Source organism: Gallaecimonas xiamenensis 3-C-1 (genome assembly GCF_000299915.1).
Classification (GTDB): Bacteria; Pseudomonadota; Gammaproteobacteria; order Enterobacterales; family Gallaecimonadaceae; genus Gallaecimonas; species Gallaecimonas xiamenensis.
In genome coordinates, this window is the sequence record NZ_AMRI01000002.1 from 154,518 (window position 1) to 172,958 (window position 18,441).

An 18,441-nucleotide genomic window follows, 5' to 3' on the forward strand; every position below is an offset into this window, starting at 1 on the left:
CTGCCGGTGCTGCGTCATCCCATGCTTATAAACAGCAGCATAAGGAAGACAAGATGAGTCAGAGCAATGGGGGCAAATGTCCGGTGATGCACGGCGCCAATACCACCATGGGTAGTGGGGTCATGGATTGGTGGCCCAAGGCGCTGGAACTGGACATACTGCATCAGCACGACACCAAGACCAATCCGCTGGGCAGCGATTTTAATTACCGCGAAGAACTGAAAAAGCTGGACGTGGCGGCCCTCAAGGCCGACCTGCACGCCTTGATGACCGACAGCCAGGCCTGGTGGCCCGCCGACTGGGGTACCTACATCGGCATGATGGCCAGGGTTACTTGGCATGCCGCCGGCTCCTACCGCAACACCGACGGCCGGGGCGGCAACAACACCGGCAACCAGCGTTTTGCGCCCCTCAACAGTTGGCCGGACAACGTCAACACCGACAAGGGCCGTCGCCTGCTTTGGCCCATCAAGAAGAAATACGGCAACAAGATCTCCTGGGCCGACCTTATCGCCCTGGCCGGCACCATCGCCTACGATCAGGCCGGGCTGAAAACCTACGGTTTTGCCTTTGGCCGCGAAGATATCTGGCACCCGGAAAAAGACACCTTTTGGGGTAATGAAAAGCAATGGCTGGCGCCCTCTGACGGCCGCTACGGCGATGTCAGCAAGCCGGACACCCTGGAAAATCCCCTGGCGGCGGTGCAGATGGGCCTGATCTACGTTAACCCCGAAGGGGTCAACGGCAAGCCAGACCCGGCCGCCACCGCTGGCCAGGTCCGTGAGACCTTCGCCCGAATGGGCATGGACGACGAAGAAACCGCCGCCCTGACCGCCGGCGGCCACACCATAGGTAAGGCCCACGGCAACGGCAGCGCCGCCGATCTCAGCCCGGAGCCGGAAGCCGCCGACCCCGAATACCAGGGCCTGGGGTGGTTCAAGACCAAGGGCCGTGGCATAGGCCGCGACACCATGGTGTCTGGCATCGAAGGGGCCTGGACTGCCACCCCCACCCAATGGGACATGAGCTACTTTGAGCTGTTGTTCGGTTACGAATGGGAACTGCACAAGTCCCCGGCCGGCGCCTGGCAATGGCAGCCGGTGAATATCGATCCCGAGCACATGCCCGTGGACGTGGAAGACCCGTCCATCAAGTGCATGCCGATCATGACCGACGCCGACATGGCCATGAAGGTGGACCCGGTCTACAACGCCATCTGCCAAAAATTCATCGCCGACCCGGACTACTTTGCCGACACCTTTGCCCGTGCCTGGTTCAAGCTGACCCACCGGGACATGGGGCCCAAGTCCCGCTGGTTCGGCCCTGATGTGCCCAAAGAAGATCTGCTCTGGCAAGATCCGGTGCCGGCCGGCAACAGCAATTACGATGTGGCGGCGGTCAAAGCCAAGATCGCTGCCAGCGGCCTGAGCATCGCCGAGCTGGTGAGCACCGCCTGGGACAGCGCCCGTACCTTCCGCCAGTCCGACATGCGCGGCGGTGCCAACGGCGCCCGCATTCGCCTGGCCCCGCAAAAGGATTGGCCCGGCAACGAACCCCAGCGCCTGCAAAAGGTACTGGCGGTGCTGGAGCCCATAGCCCAGCAAAGTGGCGCCAGCCTGGCCGACGTCATAGTGCTGGGGGGTAACTACGGGGTAGAGCAGGCCGCCAAGGCCGCAGGTGTCGCGGTGACAGTACCCTTCTCCCCCGGCCGTGGCGATGCCAGCCTGGAGCAGACCGACGTGGACAGCTTCGGCGTCCTCGAACCCCTGCACGACGCCTACCGTAACTGGCTGAAAAAGGACTATGTGGTCAGCCCCGAAGAGCTGATGCTGGACCGCACCCAGCTGATGGGCCTGACCGCCCCGCAGATGACGGTGCTGGTCGGCGGCATGCGGGTGCTGGGCACCAACCATGGCGGCAGCAAACACGGGGTCTTTACCGACCGTGAAGGGGTGCTGAGCAACGACTTCTTCGTCACCCTCACCGATATGAACTACCAATGGGTGCCCAAGGGCGACGGCCTCTACGACATCGTTGACCGGCAAAGCGGCCAGACCCGCTACACCGCCACCCGGGTCGACCTGGTGTTTGGCTCCAACGCCATACTGCGGGCCTACGCCGAGGTCTATGCCCAGGACGACAGCAAAGAGAAGTTGGTCAAGGACTTCGTAGCGGCCTGGACCCAGGTGATGAACGCCGACCGCTTCGACCTGCGCTAAGGGGTATCAGGAAAAAAAACCGCCGCAATAGCGGCGGTTTTTTATGGGCTTGGAGCGTTGCTGGGCGACAGTGGTACCGGCATCGGCTGGTGCAGGCTGGTTGCCAGCCACTGGTCCAGCAGCTGTTGCATGTCATTGCTGGGGGAGAGGATGCTCAAATGGCTCTCCTGGTTGCCCTGCCAGCGGGTCAGGGCCGGTGCCTTCAATTGTGGCGCCCAGTCGTCGCGGATAACGCCATCGTGTTTGGCGGCCAGCAGCAACAATGGGTCTTGCCAGCTTGCCAACAGGGGGCGCAGGTCGGTTTGGTGTTCGCTGATCTGCATCTTGGTCAGGGCGTCATCCAAGCCGGCATTGAGGCTGCCTTGCGGTATCAGTTTGCTCAGCAGGGGAGAAAAGGCCGCCGAAGCACTCTGGCTGGCCTCTTTAAAAGGGCTGCTGGGGGTCATCAACACCAGAGCGTCGGCATGGATCCGCTCGGCCAGGTAGGTAGCCGCGATGGCGCCCATGGAGTGGCCCACCACCAGCCAAGGCCTGGGCATCTGGTGTTTGCTAAACCAGGGGGCCAGGTAATCGGCGTCTCGCACACCAAAGCTAAAGTCCTCGATGCTGGTGTAGCCCTGGGCTGGCAGGTCCGGTAACAGGGTGTGAAAGCCGCGGCTCTGAAAATAGATACTCCAGGGCATCATGGTCATGTAACTGCTGCTAAAACCCGGCAACAAGATCACGGTGCCACTCAGCGCACTTTGGGTGGCACGGATCTCAGTGGCCCTGTGCTCGATATCGAGGCTATAGGTTAAAGTGAAACTGTCCGGGGACTTGTCCATGGCCGCCCAAGGCTGGCCGTCCATAAAGGCAATGCAGGGTGCCGGGCAGTGGTTGTGGACCTGCAGGCCCAGGAGGGATGCCGGGATGTCGCCGAAGCTGGGCCGCTGGCGCTCAGGCTGGGTGCTTAGCTCGGTCACATAGCTGGCGCAGCCGCTCAGCAACACGGCCAGTAGAAGAAGGGGCCATTTCATGTTCCGTCCGGGTTGGCTTTTATGACGTCAATGTCGATGTTTTTAATATGCATCAATGCTTTAGGTGTAGCAACCAAGGGTGAAGATAAGCTCTGAGCTTGGTACTAGGGCAAAAAACCCCCCCACCTTGGTCGGGGGGTTTTTCTTTTAGTAGGCCAGGGTAAAGCGGCCGTTGACGTGGGCCGGGCTTTCCAGCTCGTCGATCATGGCCTTGGCGTAGTCCTCTACCGAGATCTGGCTGTTGCCGTCCTGGTCGGTCAGCAGCTGGTCGGTGCCCAGGCGGTATTGGCCGGTACGTTCACCGGGAGCGATGATGGCGGCCGGTGACAGCATGGTCCAGGGCAGGTCAGATTGGCCGCGCAGCTTGTTCAGGGCATAGCGGGCACCCTCGGCGGACGCCTTGTACTCGGCCGGGAAGCTGGGGGTGTCGATCAGCAGCACCCCTGGGGCGACTTCCAGGGAGCCGGCGCCGCCCACCACCAGCAGCCGCTTGGCGCCGGCGGCCTTGGCAGCGGCCAGTATGCTGTCCAAACCTTTGGCGTAGTAGCCTTCGATGTCCTGCTGGGCATGGCCGGAGAAGGCGCTCAGTACGGCATCAAAGCCCTTGAGCTGCTCCCCAAGGTGCTGGGTGTCCTGCACGTCGGTTTTGGCAATGGTCAGGCCCGGCTGGGCGGTCAGGCGCTCGGGGCGGCTGACCAGGGCGGTAACGCTGTGGCCACGGCTCAGAGCCTCTTCACGCAGGGCAGAACCGATAAAGCCGCTGGCACCGATAAGGGCGATTTTCATAAGACTATTCCTCGTTGATCACTGGGTACGGGATGCAGTCTGCGCCTGTTGATTGATTTGAAAAACTGCGCAATCAATAATTCATTGTTGTCATTTTCATAACGGAACCTTATGAGCCAGGACCTGGATCTCAACGCCTTGCCCCTCTTTGTCGCCACAGTGGAAGCCGGTTCCTTTACCGCAGCGGCAGACCGCCTGGGCTGCACCAAGACCAAGGTGAGCCTTAATATCCGTGCATTGGAACAGCACCTGGGGGTGGCGCTGTTTAACCGCACCACCCGCCAGGTCAGCCTCACCGACGCCGGCCAGCAGCTCTACCTGCAATGCCAGCCGCTGCTGCGGCGGCTGGGGGAAGCGGTGTCGGAGGTGGGCAGCAGCGCCCGCGAGTTGAGCGGCACCTTGCGGATAACGGCGCCGGTGGACCACATGGCCCAGAGCCTGGCCCCGGCGGCGGCCGCCTTTGCCAAGCTTCATCCCGGCCTCAATATCGAGCTGCGCAGCGGCGACAAGGTAGCCGACATGGTGCGCGACGGCATAGATGTGGCCATCCGCATGGGCTGGCTGAAGGACTCGAGCCTGCGCGCCCAGAAGCTGGGGGAGTTTGAACAGGTCTTGCTGGCATCCAAGGAGTACCTGGCCCAGATGGGTGTGCCTGAGCATCCTGGCGAACTGAACCGCCACCGCTGGCTGGACTTCACGCCCCTGCCCAGCTCCCTTACCTGGACCTTCGAGCGCCCAGGGGAACAGGTGCAAGTGCAGATGCACGGCGCCTTCAAGGTGGACAGCACGGCGGCCCTGCGCAGCCTGTTGCTGGCCGGAGCCGGGTTGTCGGTAATGGCCCGCTTCGGGGCTGTCGGGGAGGCCGATCTGGTGCAGTTATTGCCCCAATGGCAGCTGCCAAGGGGCGGCGTCTATGCGGTGTTCCCGCCCGGCGCCTTTATCCCGGCCCGGGTCCGGGCCTTTGTGGACTTCTATCGGGACTGGCTGGCCGGCTCTGTGCCCAAGGCATAAAAAAGGCAGGCCCTTGGCCTGCCGAATGGGTAAGAAGTATTGCTTATTGTTGTAGTAATGCCAGTACCTCGGCGAAGGACACCAACTTGAAGTTCTGGCCGGCTTGCGGCACTTGCTTGCGCCCGTCCTGCACTACCAGCAGCCCCTGGGGGTAGCCCGGCAGGGGTTGGGCCGTTACTTCTAGGCCGTCGGTTTCGCTGGCCCCGTCTATGGCCCGCTCGCCGTTGAGGCCGATGCGAAAGCGCCCCTGGTAGTCATAGGGGGGCAGGGCGCTGTACAGCACGTAGCTGTCGTTGCCCTGGCTGGAGGCCACCAGCAGCGGCTCTTTACCCTGCCAAAGGGCCAGGCCTTCCACATCGGCATGGAGTTTGTCGCCCACCTTGGCGATCAGCTGGCCCTTGGGGGCTTGCTGCGGGTCGGCATCAAAGACCCAGATCCCCACGTCTTCTTCCCCCAGGAACAAGCGACCACGCTGGTCGTCCGCCACGCAGCCCTCGGGTTGGCTGGGCACGGCAAAGTCCCGCAACAGCTCACCGGTGACCTTAGCTCCCTTGGCCTTGAGGCCGTACTGCAGCACCCGGCCGGACTGGTCGTTGACGATGACCTGCATCTGTCCCTGGGGCTGGTACATGCACAGGCCGTAGATCTCGGAAAGGGGGGTGGGGATCTCCCCTATGGCCTCTACTTCCCCCGACTCAGGGGCTATGGCGAACAGTTGGATGCTGTTGTGGTCGCGGTGGCTGGCGGCGGCGATATCCAGGGTCTGGCCGCCGAGTTCAAAGCCATAACGGACATCGACGTTGTTGATGCGGCCCACCGCCAGGCGTTGCAGGCGTTCACCGGCCAGGTTGTAGACCTCCAGTGCGCCCCGTTTGTCGGTACCCAGGATGCGGCTTTGGGCCGGGGTCTGGCGGTTAAGCCAGATGGCCGGGTCGTCCATGGCGTCACCGATGCGATCGGCGGTGGCGGTCTGGGCGCTGGCTTTGACCTCGGCAATGGCCTCGATTGCGGGCCGGGTTACCGTCATGGCCGGCAGGGTTATGGCCTTGCCTCCCAGGTGGGCCCCTTTGGCGTCCAGCACCAGGGTGCCGGTCTCCCCCAAGTTAAGGGGCAGTTGGCGGCGCCCGGTCGATGGGCTCTTGCTGGCCGCCGCCGGATAAAAGTCCAAGCCGGTTTCGGCGGCCCTGACCAGCAGGCCATCGGCTCTTACCGCCAGGGCCTGGGTTTCACCCTGCAAGGGGCCGAAGGGGGCGGCCACGTCCACCAGCTGGCGCTTGGGTTCGGCTTCCAGCTCGGCGCTGTAGCGCCAGATAGCCTGGTCGTCTTCGGCTATGTAAAGGCTTTGTGAGCCGCTGTCGGTGGCGCAGGCGGTGCTCTTATAGGGGATCGCCAAGGTGCGCAGCTTTAAGGGCGCTTGGCGCCAGGCGCCGTCCCGTACCAGCCATTCTTCGCCGCTGCCTCTGTCGTCGAGGATAAACAGATGCAGGCTGCCGTCCCTGGGGCTTTGGTAGCTACAGACCGCTTCTACCACCCTGTCCTTGACCGGGGCGCTGAATACTTGTTGCTGCCCTTGCCAGATATGCAAAACCTGGTCGGCTTTGGTGACCGCCATCAACAGGCTGCCGTCCTGGCTCAGGGCCAGGGGCTCGAAGGTACCGCCGGCCAGGGTTTGGCCCCCCAGGGTCAGGCCGTATTGGCTCAGGGCCAGGGTGTCCCCCTGGTAGGGGAACTGGGTGGCCAGGGCGCTTTGGGCCAGCAGGGCCAGGGAAAAAAGGGCTTTCATGTCCGCTCCTTAAAAAGTGTTGTACTGCAGGCCCAACTGGAAGGTGCGGCCGTATTCTTCGTATTGGGCGTTCAGGCTCTGGCGCCCGGTGTAGACGTAGTAGGGCTCGTCATTGAGGTTGAGGGCCTTGAAGGACAGCTGCAGCCTGGGGGTGGCAAACCACTTGGCGATAAAGTCCCATTGCAGGTGGCTGTCGGTGTAGAGGTCGTAGTTGGCGTCGTCCAGCTCGCTCACCTCCAGCAGGTATTGGGACTGGTAGGCGGCGGACAGGCGCAGGGATATGCGGTCATCCTCGTAGCCGATGGCGAAGTTGGCGGTCTTGTCGGACTGGCTGGGGAAGGGCAGCTCACGGCTTTGCAGGCCGCCGTCTTCCAGCCAGTTGATGGTGGCTTTGGAATCGGTCCAGGTGCCGTTCACCGACAACAGCAGGTTGTTGTAGGGGGCGGGCAGGGTGTCAAAGCGTTTGACGTAGTTGAGCTCCAGGCCGTAGAGGTCGGCGTCGTCGCCGTTGATGAAGGTCTTGGCCTGGTCGAAGTCTTCATAGCCGCTGCGCCCGGCCAGGTCGGCACTGTAGATGAAGTGCTGGATGTCCTTGTAGAAGAGGCCGGCGGAGATCACCCCCACTTCCCCCATGTAGTGTTCCAGGCTCAGGTCGTAGTTGCGGCTGGTCATGGACTTGAGCTGGGGGTTGCCGAATTCGGCTTCGTATTCCCCCTGGTCGCCCTCCCGGTACATGCCGGGGGCCAGTTGCTCAAAGGTGGGACGTACGAAGGAGCTGGACAGGGCGGCGCGCAGCTGGGTCTGGTCGCTGAAGCTGTAACGCAGGTTCAACGACGGCAGCCATTGGTCTTCGCTGCGGTTGGCGGTCACCGGGGAAATGGCATCGTCGTCGCTCTCCAGGGCACTGAAACCTCTGGCCTGGCGCTTGCTGCGCTCATAGCGCAGGCCCGCCACCAGCCGCAGCTTCTGCCAATTGGCGGTGGCCATCAGGTAACCGGCGTCGGTGTCTTCGTCTATGGCGTAGTCGTTGATGGCCGAGTCCACTTGCTCCAGGTAGTCGGCCCGATCCAGGCTCCCAACCAGCCGCGCTATGGCCGCCCTGTCGATACGGGGACCGAAGGTGCCGAGGCCGTAGTCGGCCTGGCCGGCGCTGAAATCGGCCAGGGTGGCGTTGTCGGCTATGTCTTTGAAGGACCAGGCATCTTCATAGGCGCGCTTTTCACGGCGGCTGAACTTGGCGCCCCCTTGCAGGTCCAGGGTCAGCTGGGCCAGATCCCAATGGTGGATGACATCCAGCTTCAGGCTGTTATCCCGGTCGGTGGTGTCGGTGTCAGCCATCTTTACCTTGCCAAGCGCAAAGGCGCCGGCGTCATAAAGGGCGGCGGGGCCGGTCAACACCGGCTTTTGCCGGCCCTGGTAGCTAAGGCCGTCCAGTTCGCTTTCGAAGGCGGCGCCGCTGATGTAGAAGGGGGTGTCTTCTTCGGCGCGGCTGACGGCGGCCTGGTATTTGAAGGTCCAGTCGTCCAGCAGGCTTTGGCCTCCCAGGATCAGGGCCTGAATGGTCTGGGTTTCCTTGCGGGCTTTCAGTTCACGGCTCAGTTCGGCGCTGCCGGCCTGGCCCGGTGCCAGTGGCTCCTCGAACTTGGCTCCCAGGGCCTGGCGGCTCTCGTCGTCGGAAAATTCCGAATAAAGGCCGCGCAGGTAGAACTGCTGCTGCTCGCTGGGGCGGTAATCGAGGTTGGCGGCAAGGCCGGTGCGCTCGCGGGTGATGCGGTAATCGCGCAGCTCGGTTTCTTCCAGCTGGTCGCCGTCCCAGGCGCCGCCGGTTTCCACGTTGTCGGAGCCGAACTTGCGCTCGTACCAGCTGCCGGCCAGGGCCAGGCCCAGCACTTCCACCTGGTCACCCAGGTCGAAGGTGTCCGAGTAGCTGGCGGCCAGTTTGGGGCTGGTCTTGTCTTCCAGGCGGTTGTGGCTGGCCTCGGCCGAGAAGCTGAAGTAGCGACTGTCCCGGTCGAAGGCCGAATAGCTCTTCATTTCCACATTGCCACCCAGGCTGTTGGCGTCCATGTCCGGGGTCAGGCTCTTGGCCACTTCCAGGCTGGAAAGCAGATCTGAGGGAATGACGTCCAAGGCCACGGCGCGGCGGCCGGCCTCGGGAGCGGGCAGGGCGACACCGCCGTAGGTAACGGTATTGAGATCCGGGGCCAGGCCGCGGATCCGCACGAAGCGGCCCTCGCCCTGGTCACGCTCTATGGAAATGCCTGGCAGGCGCTGCAGGGACTCGGAGGCGTTGTCGTCCGGATACTGGCCTATGGCGTCGGCGGCGGCCACCGACAGGATGTTATCGGCAGTCTTCTGGCGGTTGAGGGACCGGCTGAGGCTGGCGGCCTGGCCGACGACCGTGATGCGCTCCACGGCGCCGTCCAGCACCAACGGCAGCTCCAGGGGCTGGCCGTCCACCACTTCTATGCTCTTGACCAGAGGCGAAGCGCCCATGTACTGGACCAGCAGTTGGTAACGACCTTGGGCCACGGCCGGCAGCTGAAAGCGGCCGTCCTTACCGGTCACCGCCCGGTAAGGGCTGTCTTTGAGAAGGATCTGGGCCCCGGCCACCTGGTGGCCGGTGGCGTCCTGGAGTTGGCCCTGGATACGGGCATCGGCCCAGCTTTGGGTGGAAAGGGCCAAGGCGGCCAAGGCAAAGAGCGGTGCGGTTTTCATTGGTGTCGGGTCCGGCTGGCAAGAAGGTGGCGCCGACTCTGGAAGAGCAATGTGACGTTGGTGTTGCAGTGCCATGACGTTGAGGGCGTAGAGCCGTTTTTACTGGCCTGGCGGCTCATTCAAGGGTGAGCCGAGCGGACCCGGGTCCGAAAAGCTCAGGGGCTGGCCCTCTTGTCACAGCACTGTCAAAAAGCCCCTTCACAATCAGCCGATGCTGATGACCCATAAATACAAGCTGCTGGCCCTGCTGCTGGCAATGACAGGGCTGCTGACCCTGGCCCTGGACCAAGGCCAGCTCAAGCCCTGGGGCGACCTGAACTGGCTGGATCTGGTCGGGGAAGGCTGCGTGCTGCTGGTCAGCCTGGCCTGGGTATACCTGGCCCTGGCCAGCCGCCCCCATGGCCGGGTAACCCTGCTGCTGTTCAGTGGCGGCCTGGCCTTCTTCTGTTCCTGTTGGCTCGACTTCCTCGACGAATTCCTCCGCTACCCCGCAGACCAGCCGATGATGAGCTGGATTGAGAGCCTGCCGGCTCCCTTGGGGCTGGGGGTGCTGACCCTGGGGCTTTGGGGCTGGCACCGAGAGCAGTTAGCCATCAATGCCCAACTCAAAGGCCGTGAGCAGTTCTTTCGCGAGCACCAACTGGTAGACCCCTTGACCCGCCTTAACACCCAGCCCTACCTGCAACTGGTGCTGGACCGGGAGCTGGCCCTGGGTAAACCCCTATGCCTGCTGGCCTGGGACCTGGAAGCCTTCGGACTTTTCAACCTACGCCGGGGCGAACTGGCCGGGGACAGGGTGCTAAGGGAGCTGGCCGAATTCCTGTTGGCCGGTCTGCGTTCCGAAGACTTGCTGTGCCGCCTGGGTGGCGACCGCTTCGTGGCCCTGTTGCCCCAGACCGCCCTGGCCGAGGCCGAGGCCATAGGCCAGGGCCTTGGCCGCCAGTTGCGCCAGCGCAATTGGTTGGGGGACAGCCTGGGGGTACGTAGCCTGGCCCTGGCGGCCCAGCCGGGAGACAACAGCGACCAGTTGCTGGGCAGGCTGATGCACCGCCTGGAAAGCCGCAAGGGCCTGGGGCCCTTTGTCCGGAGCGCCTGATGCGCTCCTGGTTCGCCCTGGAAGATAAGGTGCTGCCGCCGACCCTGGCCCAGGCCATGGTCAAGGTTGCGGCCCGGCGTGGCCTGGATCCGGACCGGCTGCTAAGGGGCACGGGGTTGTTTGAGGCCGACCTTGGCCGCTCAAACTACCGCCTGGCCCCCAGCCAATTGCTGCGGCTGGCCCAGCAATGCCAGCGCCAGGGGCCGGCTGACCTGGGGTTTCTGGTCGGGCATCATCTGCTGAGGGGGGAAGACGAGCTGGCCCTGGCCCTGCGCAGCGTCCCGGATCTGCGCCGTTTCTTCCTGGTACTGGCCAGGGGCAGGGGAGCCTGGATGCCTTTGCAGTTTCTGCGCCTGGAAGCGGGGGGCGAGCGGCTCTATTGCTATCTGCACGACAGCCTGGGGCTGGGCCCAGCCCAGGGCTTTTTCACCCAGATCGCCCTGGGGCTGCTGGCCGCCACCCTGCGCCTGCAGTTGGATGGCCGCCAGGCCCTGTCCCTGGCCCTGGCCGAGCCGGTGCCCAAGGCATTGCATCTCTACCAGACCCACCTGGGCTTGGACCTGGCATTCGACAGCCCGCAAACGGTACTGAGTTTTCCCCGCAGCTGGTGGCAGGCCCCCTTTCTAGAGGCCGATGCCGTCCAGTTTGCCAAGGCAAGGGCCAGTGTAGGGGCCAAGGAACCCCTGGGGTTACTGGAATGGGTGATGCGGTTGCAGCTGCGCCATCTCAAGGAACCCCTGAGCCTGGAGGCCACCGCCGCCCTGGCCGGGCTTAGCCCTGCCAGCCTCAAACGTCAGTTAAAGTGCCAAGGCAGCAGTTTCCAGCATTGCTGCGACCAGGCCCGCAAGGCCAGGGCCCTGCACTGGCTCTGCGCCTGCGGCGCCTCCAACGAGGTGCTGGCCCAGCGCCTGGGCTATTCCGACGTCCACAATTTTAGGCGCTCATTCAAGCGCTGGACCGGCCTGGTGCCCTCGGTTTTTCGTTAGGCGCTGGCCGCTTCTTGCAGGCCCAGGCGTTGCAGGTGGGCCAAGCCCTGATCCAGCCCCATACGGTAACCGGCGTCTACCTTGGCCTTGTCCATGGTCAGGCGGCCGACGGCAAAGTCTGGCGGCGGCGCCACTACTTGGACTCGGCAATCGGCCGGGGGACTTTCGATGAAATCCAAGGCGGCGTTGTAGTGCTTGGCCCTGTCCAGCAGGGTCTGGGCCAACTGCGGCTGGTCCTTGAACAGGCGCTGGGTCAGCCAGGGCAGGCGACTGGGCTTTTTGCGATAGCCAAGGGGGTGGGACAGCACCACTGTGATGTCCCTGGCGCCGCGCCGGTAGGCTTCGGCCACCGGTATGGAGTCGCTCATGCCGCCGTCGGTATAGGGCTTGTCCTCGAACTCCGGCATGGCCTTATAGACCAGGGGCAGGGCGCAGGTGGCCAGCATCAAGGGGTCCAGGTTGTCGCGGCTGGCCTGAAGGTAGCGGGGCTGGCCGGTGGCCACGTCCGTTATCACCACCAGCAGCGGGCAGGCCTCGTCGAAATTGCCCAGGTTCAGGGGCAGTACCTTGCGGGACTCGTGCCAGAGCCAGGCCACATCGGCCAGGTGGCCGCCCAGGGCGAAACGGCGGGGGTCGAAGAATCGGCGGGTGCGGGCCAGGCGGCTGATGATCTTGCGGCTGCGCCCCGGTTGCCGGCACAGGTAGCCGACGCTGTTGGTGGCCCCGGCCGAGACCCCCAGCACTAGGTCAAAGGGCTGGTAGTGATGGTGCAGCCAGCAGTCCAGCACGCCGGCGGCAAAGATGCCTCTCATGGCGCCCCCTTCAACCACCAATGCCTGTTGGCCTGTCCTTTCCATGTCGTGCTCCGGCTGAGTGTTTGCTCTAACCTAGCAAAGGCCGGGGGAAACTTTAAATAGATTATTTAAATCAATTAGATAGGATTTCACGTGGCGTTCCTTGGTGAACATTTAGGCACACGACTGTACGCGCAGCACCCATAAAAAAGGCCGCTTGCGCGGCCTTTTTTCGATTCGGGCTTACAGCTGTGGGCCGGCGGCCACCAGGGCCTTGCCTTCGTCGTTGTCGGTGAATTTGACGAAGTTGTCTACAAAACGCTTGGCCAGGTCCTGGGCCTTGGCGTCCCACTGGGCGGCGTCGCCGTAGGTGTTGCGCGGGTCCAGGATGGACTGGTCTTCTACCCCCGGCAGGGCTTGGGGCACGGCCAGGTCGAAGTAGGGCAGGCTGTGGAACTGGGCATCTTCGATGCTGCCGTCAAGGATGGCGTCGATGATGGCGCGGGTGGCCTTGATGGAGATGCGCTTACCGGTGCCGTTCCAGCCGGTGTTGACCAGGTAGGCTTCGGCGCCCACCGCTTCCATACGCTTGACCAGTACTTCGGCGTACTTGGTGGGGTGCAGGCTCAGGAAGGCGGCACCAAAGCAACTGGAGAAAGTGGGAGTGGGTTCGGTAACGCCACGCTCGGTACCGGCCAGCTTGGCGGTGAAACCGGACAGGAAGTAGTACTCGGCCTGCTCTTTGGTGAGCTTGCTTACCGGCGGCAGTACGCCGAAGGCGTCGGCGGTCAGGAAGATCACCTTCTTGGCGTGGCCAGCCTTGGATACCGGTTTGACGATATTGTCGATGTGGTAGATGGGGTAGGAGACGCGGGTGTTCTCGGTCTTGGAGCCATCGTTGAAATCGACGCTGTTATCGCTCAGCACTGTGACGTTTTCCAAGAGGGCGTCGCGGCGGATAGCGTTGTAGATATCCGGCTCGGCTTCCTGGCTGAGGTTGATGGTCTTGGCGTAGCAGCCACCTTCGAAGTTGAACACGCCGTCGTCGTCCCAGCCGTGCTCGTCGTCGCCAATCAGTTCACGCTTGGGATCGGTGGACAGGGTGGTTTTGCCGGTGCCGGACAGGCCGAAGAAAATGGCCACGTCGCCGTCTTTGCCAACGTTTGCAGAGCAGTGCATGGAGGCAATGCCCTTGAGCGGCAGCAGGTAGTTCATCATGGAGAACATGCCTTTTTTCATCTCGCCACCGTACCAGGTGCCGCCGATCAGCTGCATGCGCTCGGTGAGGTTGAAGGCCACGAAGTTTTCGCTGTTCAGGCCCTGCTTTTCCCAGTTGGGGTTGGTGGTCTTGGCGCCGTTCATTACCACGAAGTCGGGCACGAAGCTGGCCAGTTCTTCATCGCTGGGGCGGATGAACATGTTCTTGACGAAGTGGGCCTGCCAGGCCACTTCGGTGATGAAGCGCACGCAAAGGCGGGTATCGCTGTTGGCGCCGCAGTAGGTGTCCACCACGAACAGGCGCTTGCCGGACAGTTGCTCGGTCACCAGGCCTTTGAGTTCGTTCCAGGTGTCGGTGCTGATGGGCTTGTTGTCGTTCTTGCCCTGATCTGACCACCAGACGGTGTCCTTAGTGGTGTCGTCGCGAACGATGTACTTATCCTTGGGAGAGCGACCGGTGAAGATACCGGTATCCACGGCTACGGCGCCCAGGGTGGTGACGGTTCCTTTCTCATACCCTTGAAGATCCGCACGGGTTTCTTCTTCGAAAAGCTGTTCGTATGAGGGGTTGTAGAGGATTTCCTGGACATCACTGATGCCGTATTGGCCCAGATCGAGCTTGCTCATGGGTGTTGGCTCCTGAGGATACGTAGTGTCTTTCTGTAGGGATTTGTATCTGTGTTATTGGCGCGCATTGTAGCCCAGGGCAGCCCCCGAGAGAACGTTTGCCAGTCACGAAAATGAAAGACTTTCAGGATGGGTTACAACGACCCAAGGTCATCGAAACGCACGAAATGTTAAATTTGTAAGAAATTTTGAAACATGACGTACCAATACATTTTGAATACTTTTGTTGCTGATTGATTTTTCAGGTGTTACACAGGTTTCCCCCCCTTGCAAGGACCTGACACAAGCCAATCGAGCTTGGTCGTGATGTTGTTTTCAGAGGAACGAATAATGAAGCCTAATTCTCTCTTCAAAATCAGCCCATTAGCGCTGGCGCTCTTTGCTTTGCCCTCTCTCGCCGAGGTCACTAAAGCGGAGCAGGGGCTCTTTTTTGACAAACTTACTTATCAGTCTCAATCAGTCGATAAATCCAAGCTCCCCGTTCTGAAGCAGGTTGCAACAAATCGCTATATTGTCGAATTGAAAGGCAAACCGGTGGCCGTTTACGAAGGTGGTATAAGCGGTTTGCAGAGTGCCAAGAGAGATGAAAGCGGAAAAATCCTTTTTGGTGCCCAGGCTACCCGTGCCTACGTCAGTGCCTTGGAAACAGAACAAAAGGCAACCGTTGCTGCCATCAAGAAGCAATTCCCTGCCGTCACGGTCAAAGCACAATTCGATACGGTGTTTAACGGACTCGTGGTCGAGGGATTAGATTTGGATGAAGCCAGTCTCAGAGCTCTTCCAAACGTAAAGAACGTCTATCGCGACCAACTGGTGCATGTTCAGATGGATGCCTCGCTGCCCATCATTAAGGCGCCTCTGGCCTGGAACGAGCTGGGAGGACGTGACAGCGCAGGTAAAGGTATCCGTATTGCTGTGGTCGATTCGGGCATTCGCCCGGAAAATCCGATGTTCAGTGATGCAGGAATGGAAGCTCCGGAAGCCGGCAGCCTACCCACGGACGATTACTGCCACACTACAGATCCTGATTTCTGTAACAATAAGCTGATCGTTGCCCGGGCCTACCCTGCGTCGTCAAGTACCAGTCCTGACGAATATGTTGGGATACCCAAAGGTTACAACGGCCACGGTACCCATGTGGCTGGCACTGCAGCGGGCGTTCCCGTGTCTGCCGAGTATGGTGGTGCCCAGTATGAAATATCTGGGGTGGCTCCAAGTGCATACCTGATGGCCTACAAGGCATTGTATTACAACGGCAACACTGCTTCCGGACTGACCTCCAGTCTTATCAGTGCTGTCAACGATGCAGTGAAAGACGGTGCTGACGTGATCAACAATTCCTGGGGTGGTGGCCCTGGTGGGGATCCCAATTTCAGTGCCTACAAGTCAGTGTTTGAGAACGCCGAGGCAGCTGGTGTAGTGGTAGTTACCGCTGCCGGTAATGACGGCAATGCAGCCAAGACAGTTGGGTGCCCGGGATGTGTGGAATCTGGCATTACAGTGGCCAACACCCAGACCGGGCGTGGTTTCAGCCAGTTTGCTGAGGTCGAAAACCTTGGCCAACTGCCAATGGTAGAGGGAAGCTCGCCAGTTTCTCTTGCGGACCTTGATACCGAAGCACTCAGTGCCCCCTTGTTGGCTGCGACTAGTATCGATCAGGCCAATGTGGAAGGTTGTACCAGCTTTCCTGTAGATAGCTTCGCGGGCGGCTATGCACTGATTTCGCGAGGAACCTGCTCCTTCTCAGAAAAAGCTGACAATGCCTCGGCTGCGGGGGCGCTGGGCATAGTTGTTTATAACAATAATGCAGGGGAAGGGCCCTTCATCATGTCGATGCCTGGTGCCACAGTTCCTGGTGTGATGATCAGTAAAGAAAACGGCGATGCCATTGAGAGTGCGCTTGCCAATGGCAACCTGACCATTACGTTGGACCCTACATGGCAGGCGTACACCGACAGTGACTTGGTTGATGTCATGAACGCAAGTTCGTCTCGTGGCCCCAACGGAGACAGCAGTTTTATCAAGCCTGATATGGCCGCCCCGGGTACCAACATTCTGTCAGCAGCCTCACCTGACTTGGATGAAGGTGCTTTCGGAGTCAAAACCGGCACCTCCATGGCTAGCCCGCATGTGGCCGGTGCTGCTGCTTTGGTATTGGCTGCCCATCCTGATTGGACTCCAGCCCAAGTGAAAGCGGCGTTGACCACGACCAGCAATACACATGTGTTAGATGATGACGGGGTAACCCCGGCCAACGCTTTTGCCAAGGGCGCCGGCCGTCTCGAGACCTACAAAGCTATCCATGCTGGCTTGTCTGTGTCCCCCGTATCCATCGCAGGCAATTATTGCTTTGACAGCTGCAGCTTCCAGGTAGCTACAACCAGCCTTGGAGAGGGTGACGTAACCTGGGTTGGTTCAGTTCAGTTTGACGACAGCACCGTAACAGGAACGCTGGCAGTTGCTGGTAGCGAAACCAGTGAGCTGGTGTTTGGTGCTGACAACAAAGACGGTAGCTTTACACTGTCTGTAGACACCAGTCAGGCCACTAAAGATAAATGGTATTTCGGTACCATCACCTGGCAGGACAGCGGTTACAAGTATCCCCAGGCCCATATGCCGGTAGCCATTTATGCCGGCAGCAGTTCAGACCTTACCCTGCTGAGCAGCTCTGGCGGCGTCATTACAGCCAACGACTCTTTGGCTGCTAGGACCCAGGTGAACAATCAGAGCATTGACGGTGAAGCGACTCTCAAGGTTTCCTTTCCCGAGGCCCTGAGCCTGCAAGGAACGCCTGTCGCGGTGGTGAAACACGGTAGTCAGGCATCACTGGGTTATGACGAGGCGTCCCGCGCACTGACCTGGACTGGAACTCTGGATAAGCCAAGCCTGACTGTGTCCAGTGGCCCAGCCTGGCTGGATTCACTGCCGTCCCTGACGGAAGGTTTTGCTCCTGAAACCATCGCCTGTGGTAGTGCCAGCCAATGTGACGAAGGTGAAGTCACTCTAAACGCCGCCGGCCTGGGCCTGTCTTTTGTGGGCCAGGAAGTGACCAAGTTAACTCTGGGCACCAACGGCTATGTGGCCCTCAACGGTGCTACCGTGTTGCAGTCGTATTTCAATGACGCTTTCCCCACCACTAAAGCTACCGGTGCCGTCCTGGCGCCTTTCTGGACCGATTTGGATATGAGTTCGGTCGGCCAGTGGTACTACAGCGTTTTGAGTGACGGCATCGACAACTATCTGACCTTCGAATGGAAAGATGTACCTATTTATGGTGATGACAGCATTAAGTACACCTTCCAGGTGCTCTTTAAGCTGAACTCCAGTGACGTCTACTTCCATTACGTCAAAGCAGATGCACTCCCTGCCAATTTGAGCGTTGGTGCTCAGTTGCCCAGCGGAGCAGATGGGGATAACTGGTATTTCGACGGTACTGGTACAGCACCGACTTCAGCTTCTACCCTGACTGTTGCCAATGCCATCGGATCTGTTGAGCTGAGCTATGAAGTCACCTCAGCGGCGATAAAGGCGCCTGCGGTCTCAGCGAGTACTGGCGCTAACTGGCCTGTGGCAGTCAAGCTGCCTACCACTATCGGTAGTACCAATCAGGTTATTGAGTCTGAAATTACTGGTGGCGATGTGGCGGCCAAGTCCCAGGCTGTTGTTGTGGTTAATCCTGTTGGCGAGAAAGTAACAGCAACCTTGGCATCTGCCCCTAACAACGGTTCTGTCTCCCTCGACAACGGGGTGGCAACTTACACGCCCAATACCGGTTTTATCGGTGCAGATAGCTTTGGATATACCTTGACTGATGAGGCCGGTAACGTTTCCTTCGAGGGTACAGTGACCGTCCAAGTGGAACAAACCAATGCTGTCGACAAGAGCTTCGGTGGTGGCGGTGCCCTTGGCTTCCTGGCGCTGCTGTTGGCCCCTCTGGCTTGGCTGCGTCGTCGCCATGCCTGATCTGATAGTTCTTTGACCAAGGCCCCGCAAGGGGCCTTTTTTATGGGGAAGGATTTTTCCTAGGCAGATGTGAAATGTGTATTTGCGCATACGCTTAATGATGTTTGCTAATATGGTCGACTACAGATTTGGTACAGCTGTGCTTTTTGTTAACAACACCGCTGTACCGCTAACCAGGACCGGACGACGTGCGGCAAGGATGCTGAGCTTGGCCTAAGGGCTTA

General features: G+C 60.7%; 11 protein-coding genes. 5 read left to right on the forward strand and 6 right to left on the reverse strand.

Features of this window, described 5'->3' with window-relative positions:
* Window positions 1-53: 53 nt before the first annotated feature.
* Complete coding sequence (gene katG, locus B3C1_RS02010) at window positions 54-2,219, forward strand: catalase/peroxidase HPI (protein WP_008482548.1); 2,166 nt, start codon at window positions 54-56, stop codon at window positions 2,217-2,219.
* A gap of 41 nt (window positions 2,220-2,260) precedes the next feature.
* Here the strand turns inward: katG and B3C1_RS02015 are convergent, their stop codons facing one another.
* Window positions 2,261-3,235, reverse strand: coding sequence for an alpha/beta hydrolase (locus B3C1_RS02015; protein WP_008482549.1), 975 nt, complete (start codon window positions 3,233-3,235; stop codon window positions 2,261-2,263).
* Between the two features lie 147 nt (window positions 3,236-3,382).
* A complete protein-coding gene (locus B3C1_RS02020) occupies window positions 3,383-4,021 on the reverse strand; it encodes an NAD(P)-dependent oxidoreductase (RefSeq protein WP_008482550.1) in 639 nt (212 codons plus the stop codon).
* 111 nt (window positions 4,022-4,132) lie between these two features.
* On the opposite strand from B3C1_RS02020, the gene B3C1_RS02025 reads away from it, so the two are divergent.
* Window positions 4,133-5,032, forward strand: coding sequence for a LysR family transcriptional regulator (locus tag B3C1_RS02025; RefSeq protein WP_008482551.1), 900 nt, complete (start codon window positions 4,133-4,135; stop codon window positions 5,030-5,032).
* A gap of 43 nt (window positions 5,033-5,075) precedes the next feature.
* Here the strand turns inward: B3C1_RS02025 and B3C1_RS02030 are convergent, their stop codons facing one another.
* Together B3C1_RS02030 and B3C1_RS02035 are read right to left on the reverse strand one after the other, a co-directional pair.
* The gene (locus tag B3C1_RS02030) at window positions 5,076-6,815 is read right to left on the reverse strand and encodes a phytase (RefSeq protein WP_008482552.1); all 1,740 of its coding nucleotides are present in this window, start codon (window positions 6,813-6,815) and stop codon (window positions 5,076-5,078) included.
* Window positions 6,816-6,824: 9 nt separating this feature from the next.
* A complete protein-coding gene (locus tag B3C1_RS02035; RefSeq protein ID WP_008482553.1) occupies window positions 6,825-9,533 on the reverse strand; it encodes a TonB-dependent receptor in 2,709 nt (902 codons plus the stop codon).
* 217 nt (window positions 9,534-9,750) lie between these two features.
* Here B3C1_RS02035 and B3C1_RS02040 point away from each other — a divergent pair, with 217 nt between their 5' ends.
* On the forward strand, window positions 9,751-10,629 hold the full coding sequence (locus B3C1_RS02040; protein ID WP_192813336.1) for a GGDEF domain-containing protein: 879 nt from the start codon (window positions 9,751-9,753) through the stop codon (window positions 10,627-10,629).
* A complete protein-coding gene (locus tag B3C1_RS02045) occupies window positions 10,629-11,615 on the forward strand; it encodes a helix-turn-helix domain-containing protein (RefSeq protein ID WP_008482557.1) in 987 nt (328 codons plus the stop codon). Before B3C1_RS02040 ends, B3C1_RS02045 begins: the two co-directional genes overlap by 1 nt.
* Here the strand turns inward: B3C1_RS02045 and B3C1_RS02050 are convergent.
* Both B3C1_RS02050 and pckA read right to left on the reverse strand, forming a co-directional pair.
* Window positions 11,612-12,472: a patatin-like phospholipase family protein gene (locus tag B3C1_RS02050; RefSeq protein ID WP_035480778.1), complete on the reverse strand. Its 861-nt coding sequence runs from the start codon at window positions 12,470-12,472 to the stop codon at window positions 11,612-11,614. The two genes, B3C1_RS02045 and B3C1_RS02050, sit on opposite strands and share 4 nt — an antisense overlap.
* A gap of 180 nt (window positions 12,473-12,652) precedes the next feature.
* Window positions 12,653-14,254 carry a phosphoenolpyruvate carboxykinase (ATP) gene (gene pckA, locus B3C1_RS02055; RefSeq protein ID WP_008482560.1) on the reverse strand — a complete coding sequence of 534 codons (1,602 nt, stop codon included), beginning with the start codon at window positions 14,252-14,254 and terminating at the stop codon, window positions 12,653-12,655.
* A gap of 330 nt (window positions 14,255-14,584) precedes the next feature.
* Here pckA and B3C1_RS20715 point away from each other — a divergent pair, with 330 nt between their 5' ends.
* Window positions 14,585-18,217, forward strand: a complete 3,633-nt coding sequence (locus B3C1_RS20715) for a S8 family serine peptidase (protein ID WP_008482561.1) — start codon at window positions 14,585-14,587, stop codon at window positions 18,215-18,217.
* Window positions 18,218-18,441 lie beyond the last annotated feature (224 nt).

Excerpts from the sequence above, each read along its gene's own strand:
- B3C1_RS02015 (WP_008482549.1), bottom strand. The coding sequence starts at position 3,235 with ATGAAATGGCCCCTTCTTCTACTGGCCGTGTTGCTGAGCGGCTGCGCC.
- B3C1_RS02035 (WP_008482553.1), bottom strand. The coding sequence starts at position 9,533 with ATGAAAACCGCACCGCTCTTTGCCTTGGCCGCCTTGGCCCTTTCCACC.
- B3C1_RS02040 (WP_192813336.1), top strand. The coding sequence starts at position 9,751 with ATGACCCATAAATACAAGCTGCTGGCCCTGCTGCTGGCAATGACAGGG.
- B3C1_RS02050 (WP_035480778.1), bottom strand. The coding sequence starts at position 12,472 with ATGGAAAGGACAGGCCAACAGGCATTGGTGGTTGAAGGGGGCGCCATG.
- B3C1_RS02025 (WP_008482551.1), top strand. The coding sequence starts at position 4,133 with ATGAGCCAGGACCTGGATCTCAACGCCTTGCCCCTCTTTGTCGCCACA.
- B3C1_RS02030 (WP_008482552.1), bottom strand. The coding sequence starts at position 6,815 with ATGAAAGCCCTTTTTTCCCTGGCCCTGCTGGCCCAAAGCGCCCTGGCC.
- B3C1_RS02045 (WP_008482557.1), top strand. The coding sequence starts at position 10,629 with ATGCGCTCCTGGTTCGCCCTGGAAGATAAGGTGCTGCCGCCGACCCTG.
- B3C1_RS20715 (WP_008482561.1), top strand. The coding sequence starts at position 14,585 with ATGAAGCCTAATTCTCTCTTCAAAATCAGCCCATTAGCGCTGGCGCTC.
- pckA (WP_008482560.1), bottom strand. The coding sequence starts at position 14,254 with ATGAGCAAGCTCGATCTGGGCCAATACGGCATCAGTGATGTCCAGGAA.
- katG (WP_008482548.1), top strand. The coding sequence starts at position 54 with ATGAGTCAGAGCAATGGGGGCAAATGTCCGGTGATGCACGGCGCCAAT.
- B3C1_RS02020 (WP_008482550.1), bottom strand. The coding sequence starts at position 4,021 with ATGAAAATCGCCCTTATCGGTGCCAGCGGCTTTATCGGTTCTGCCCTG.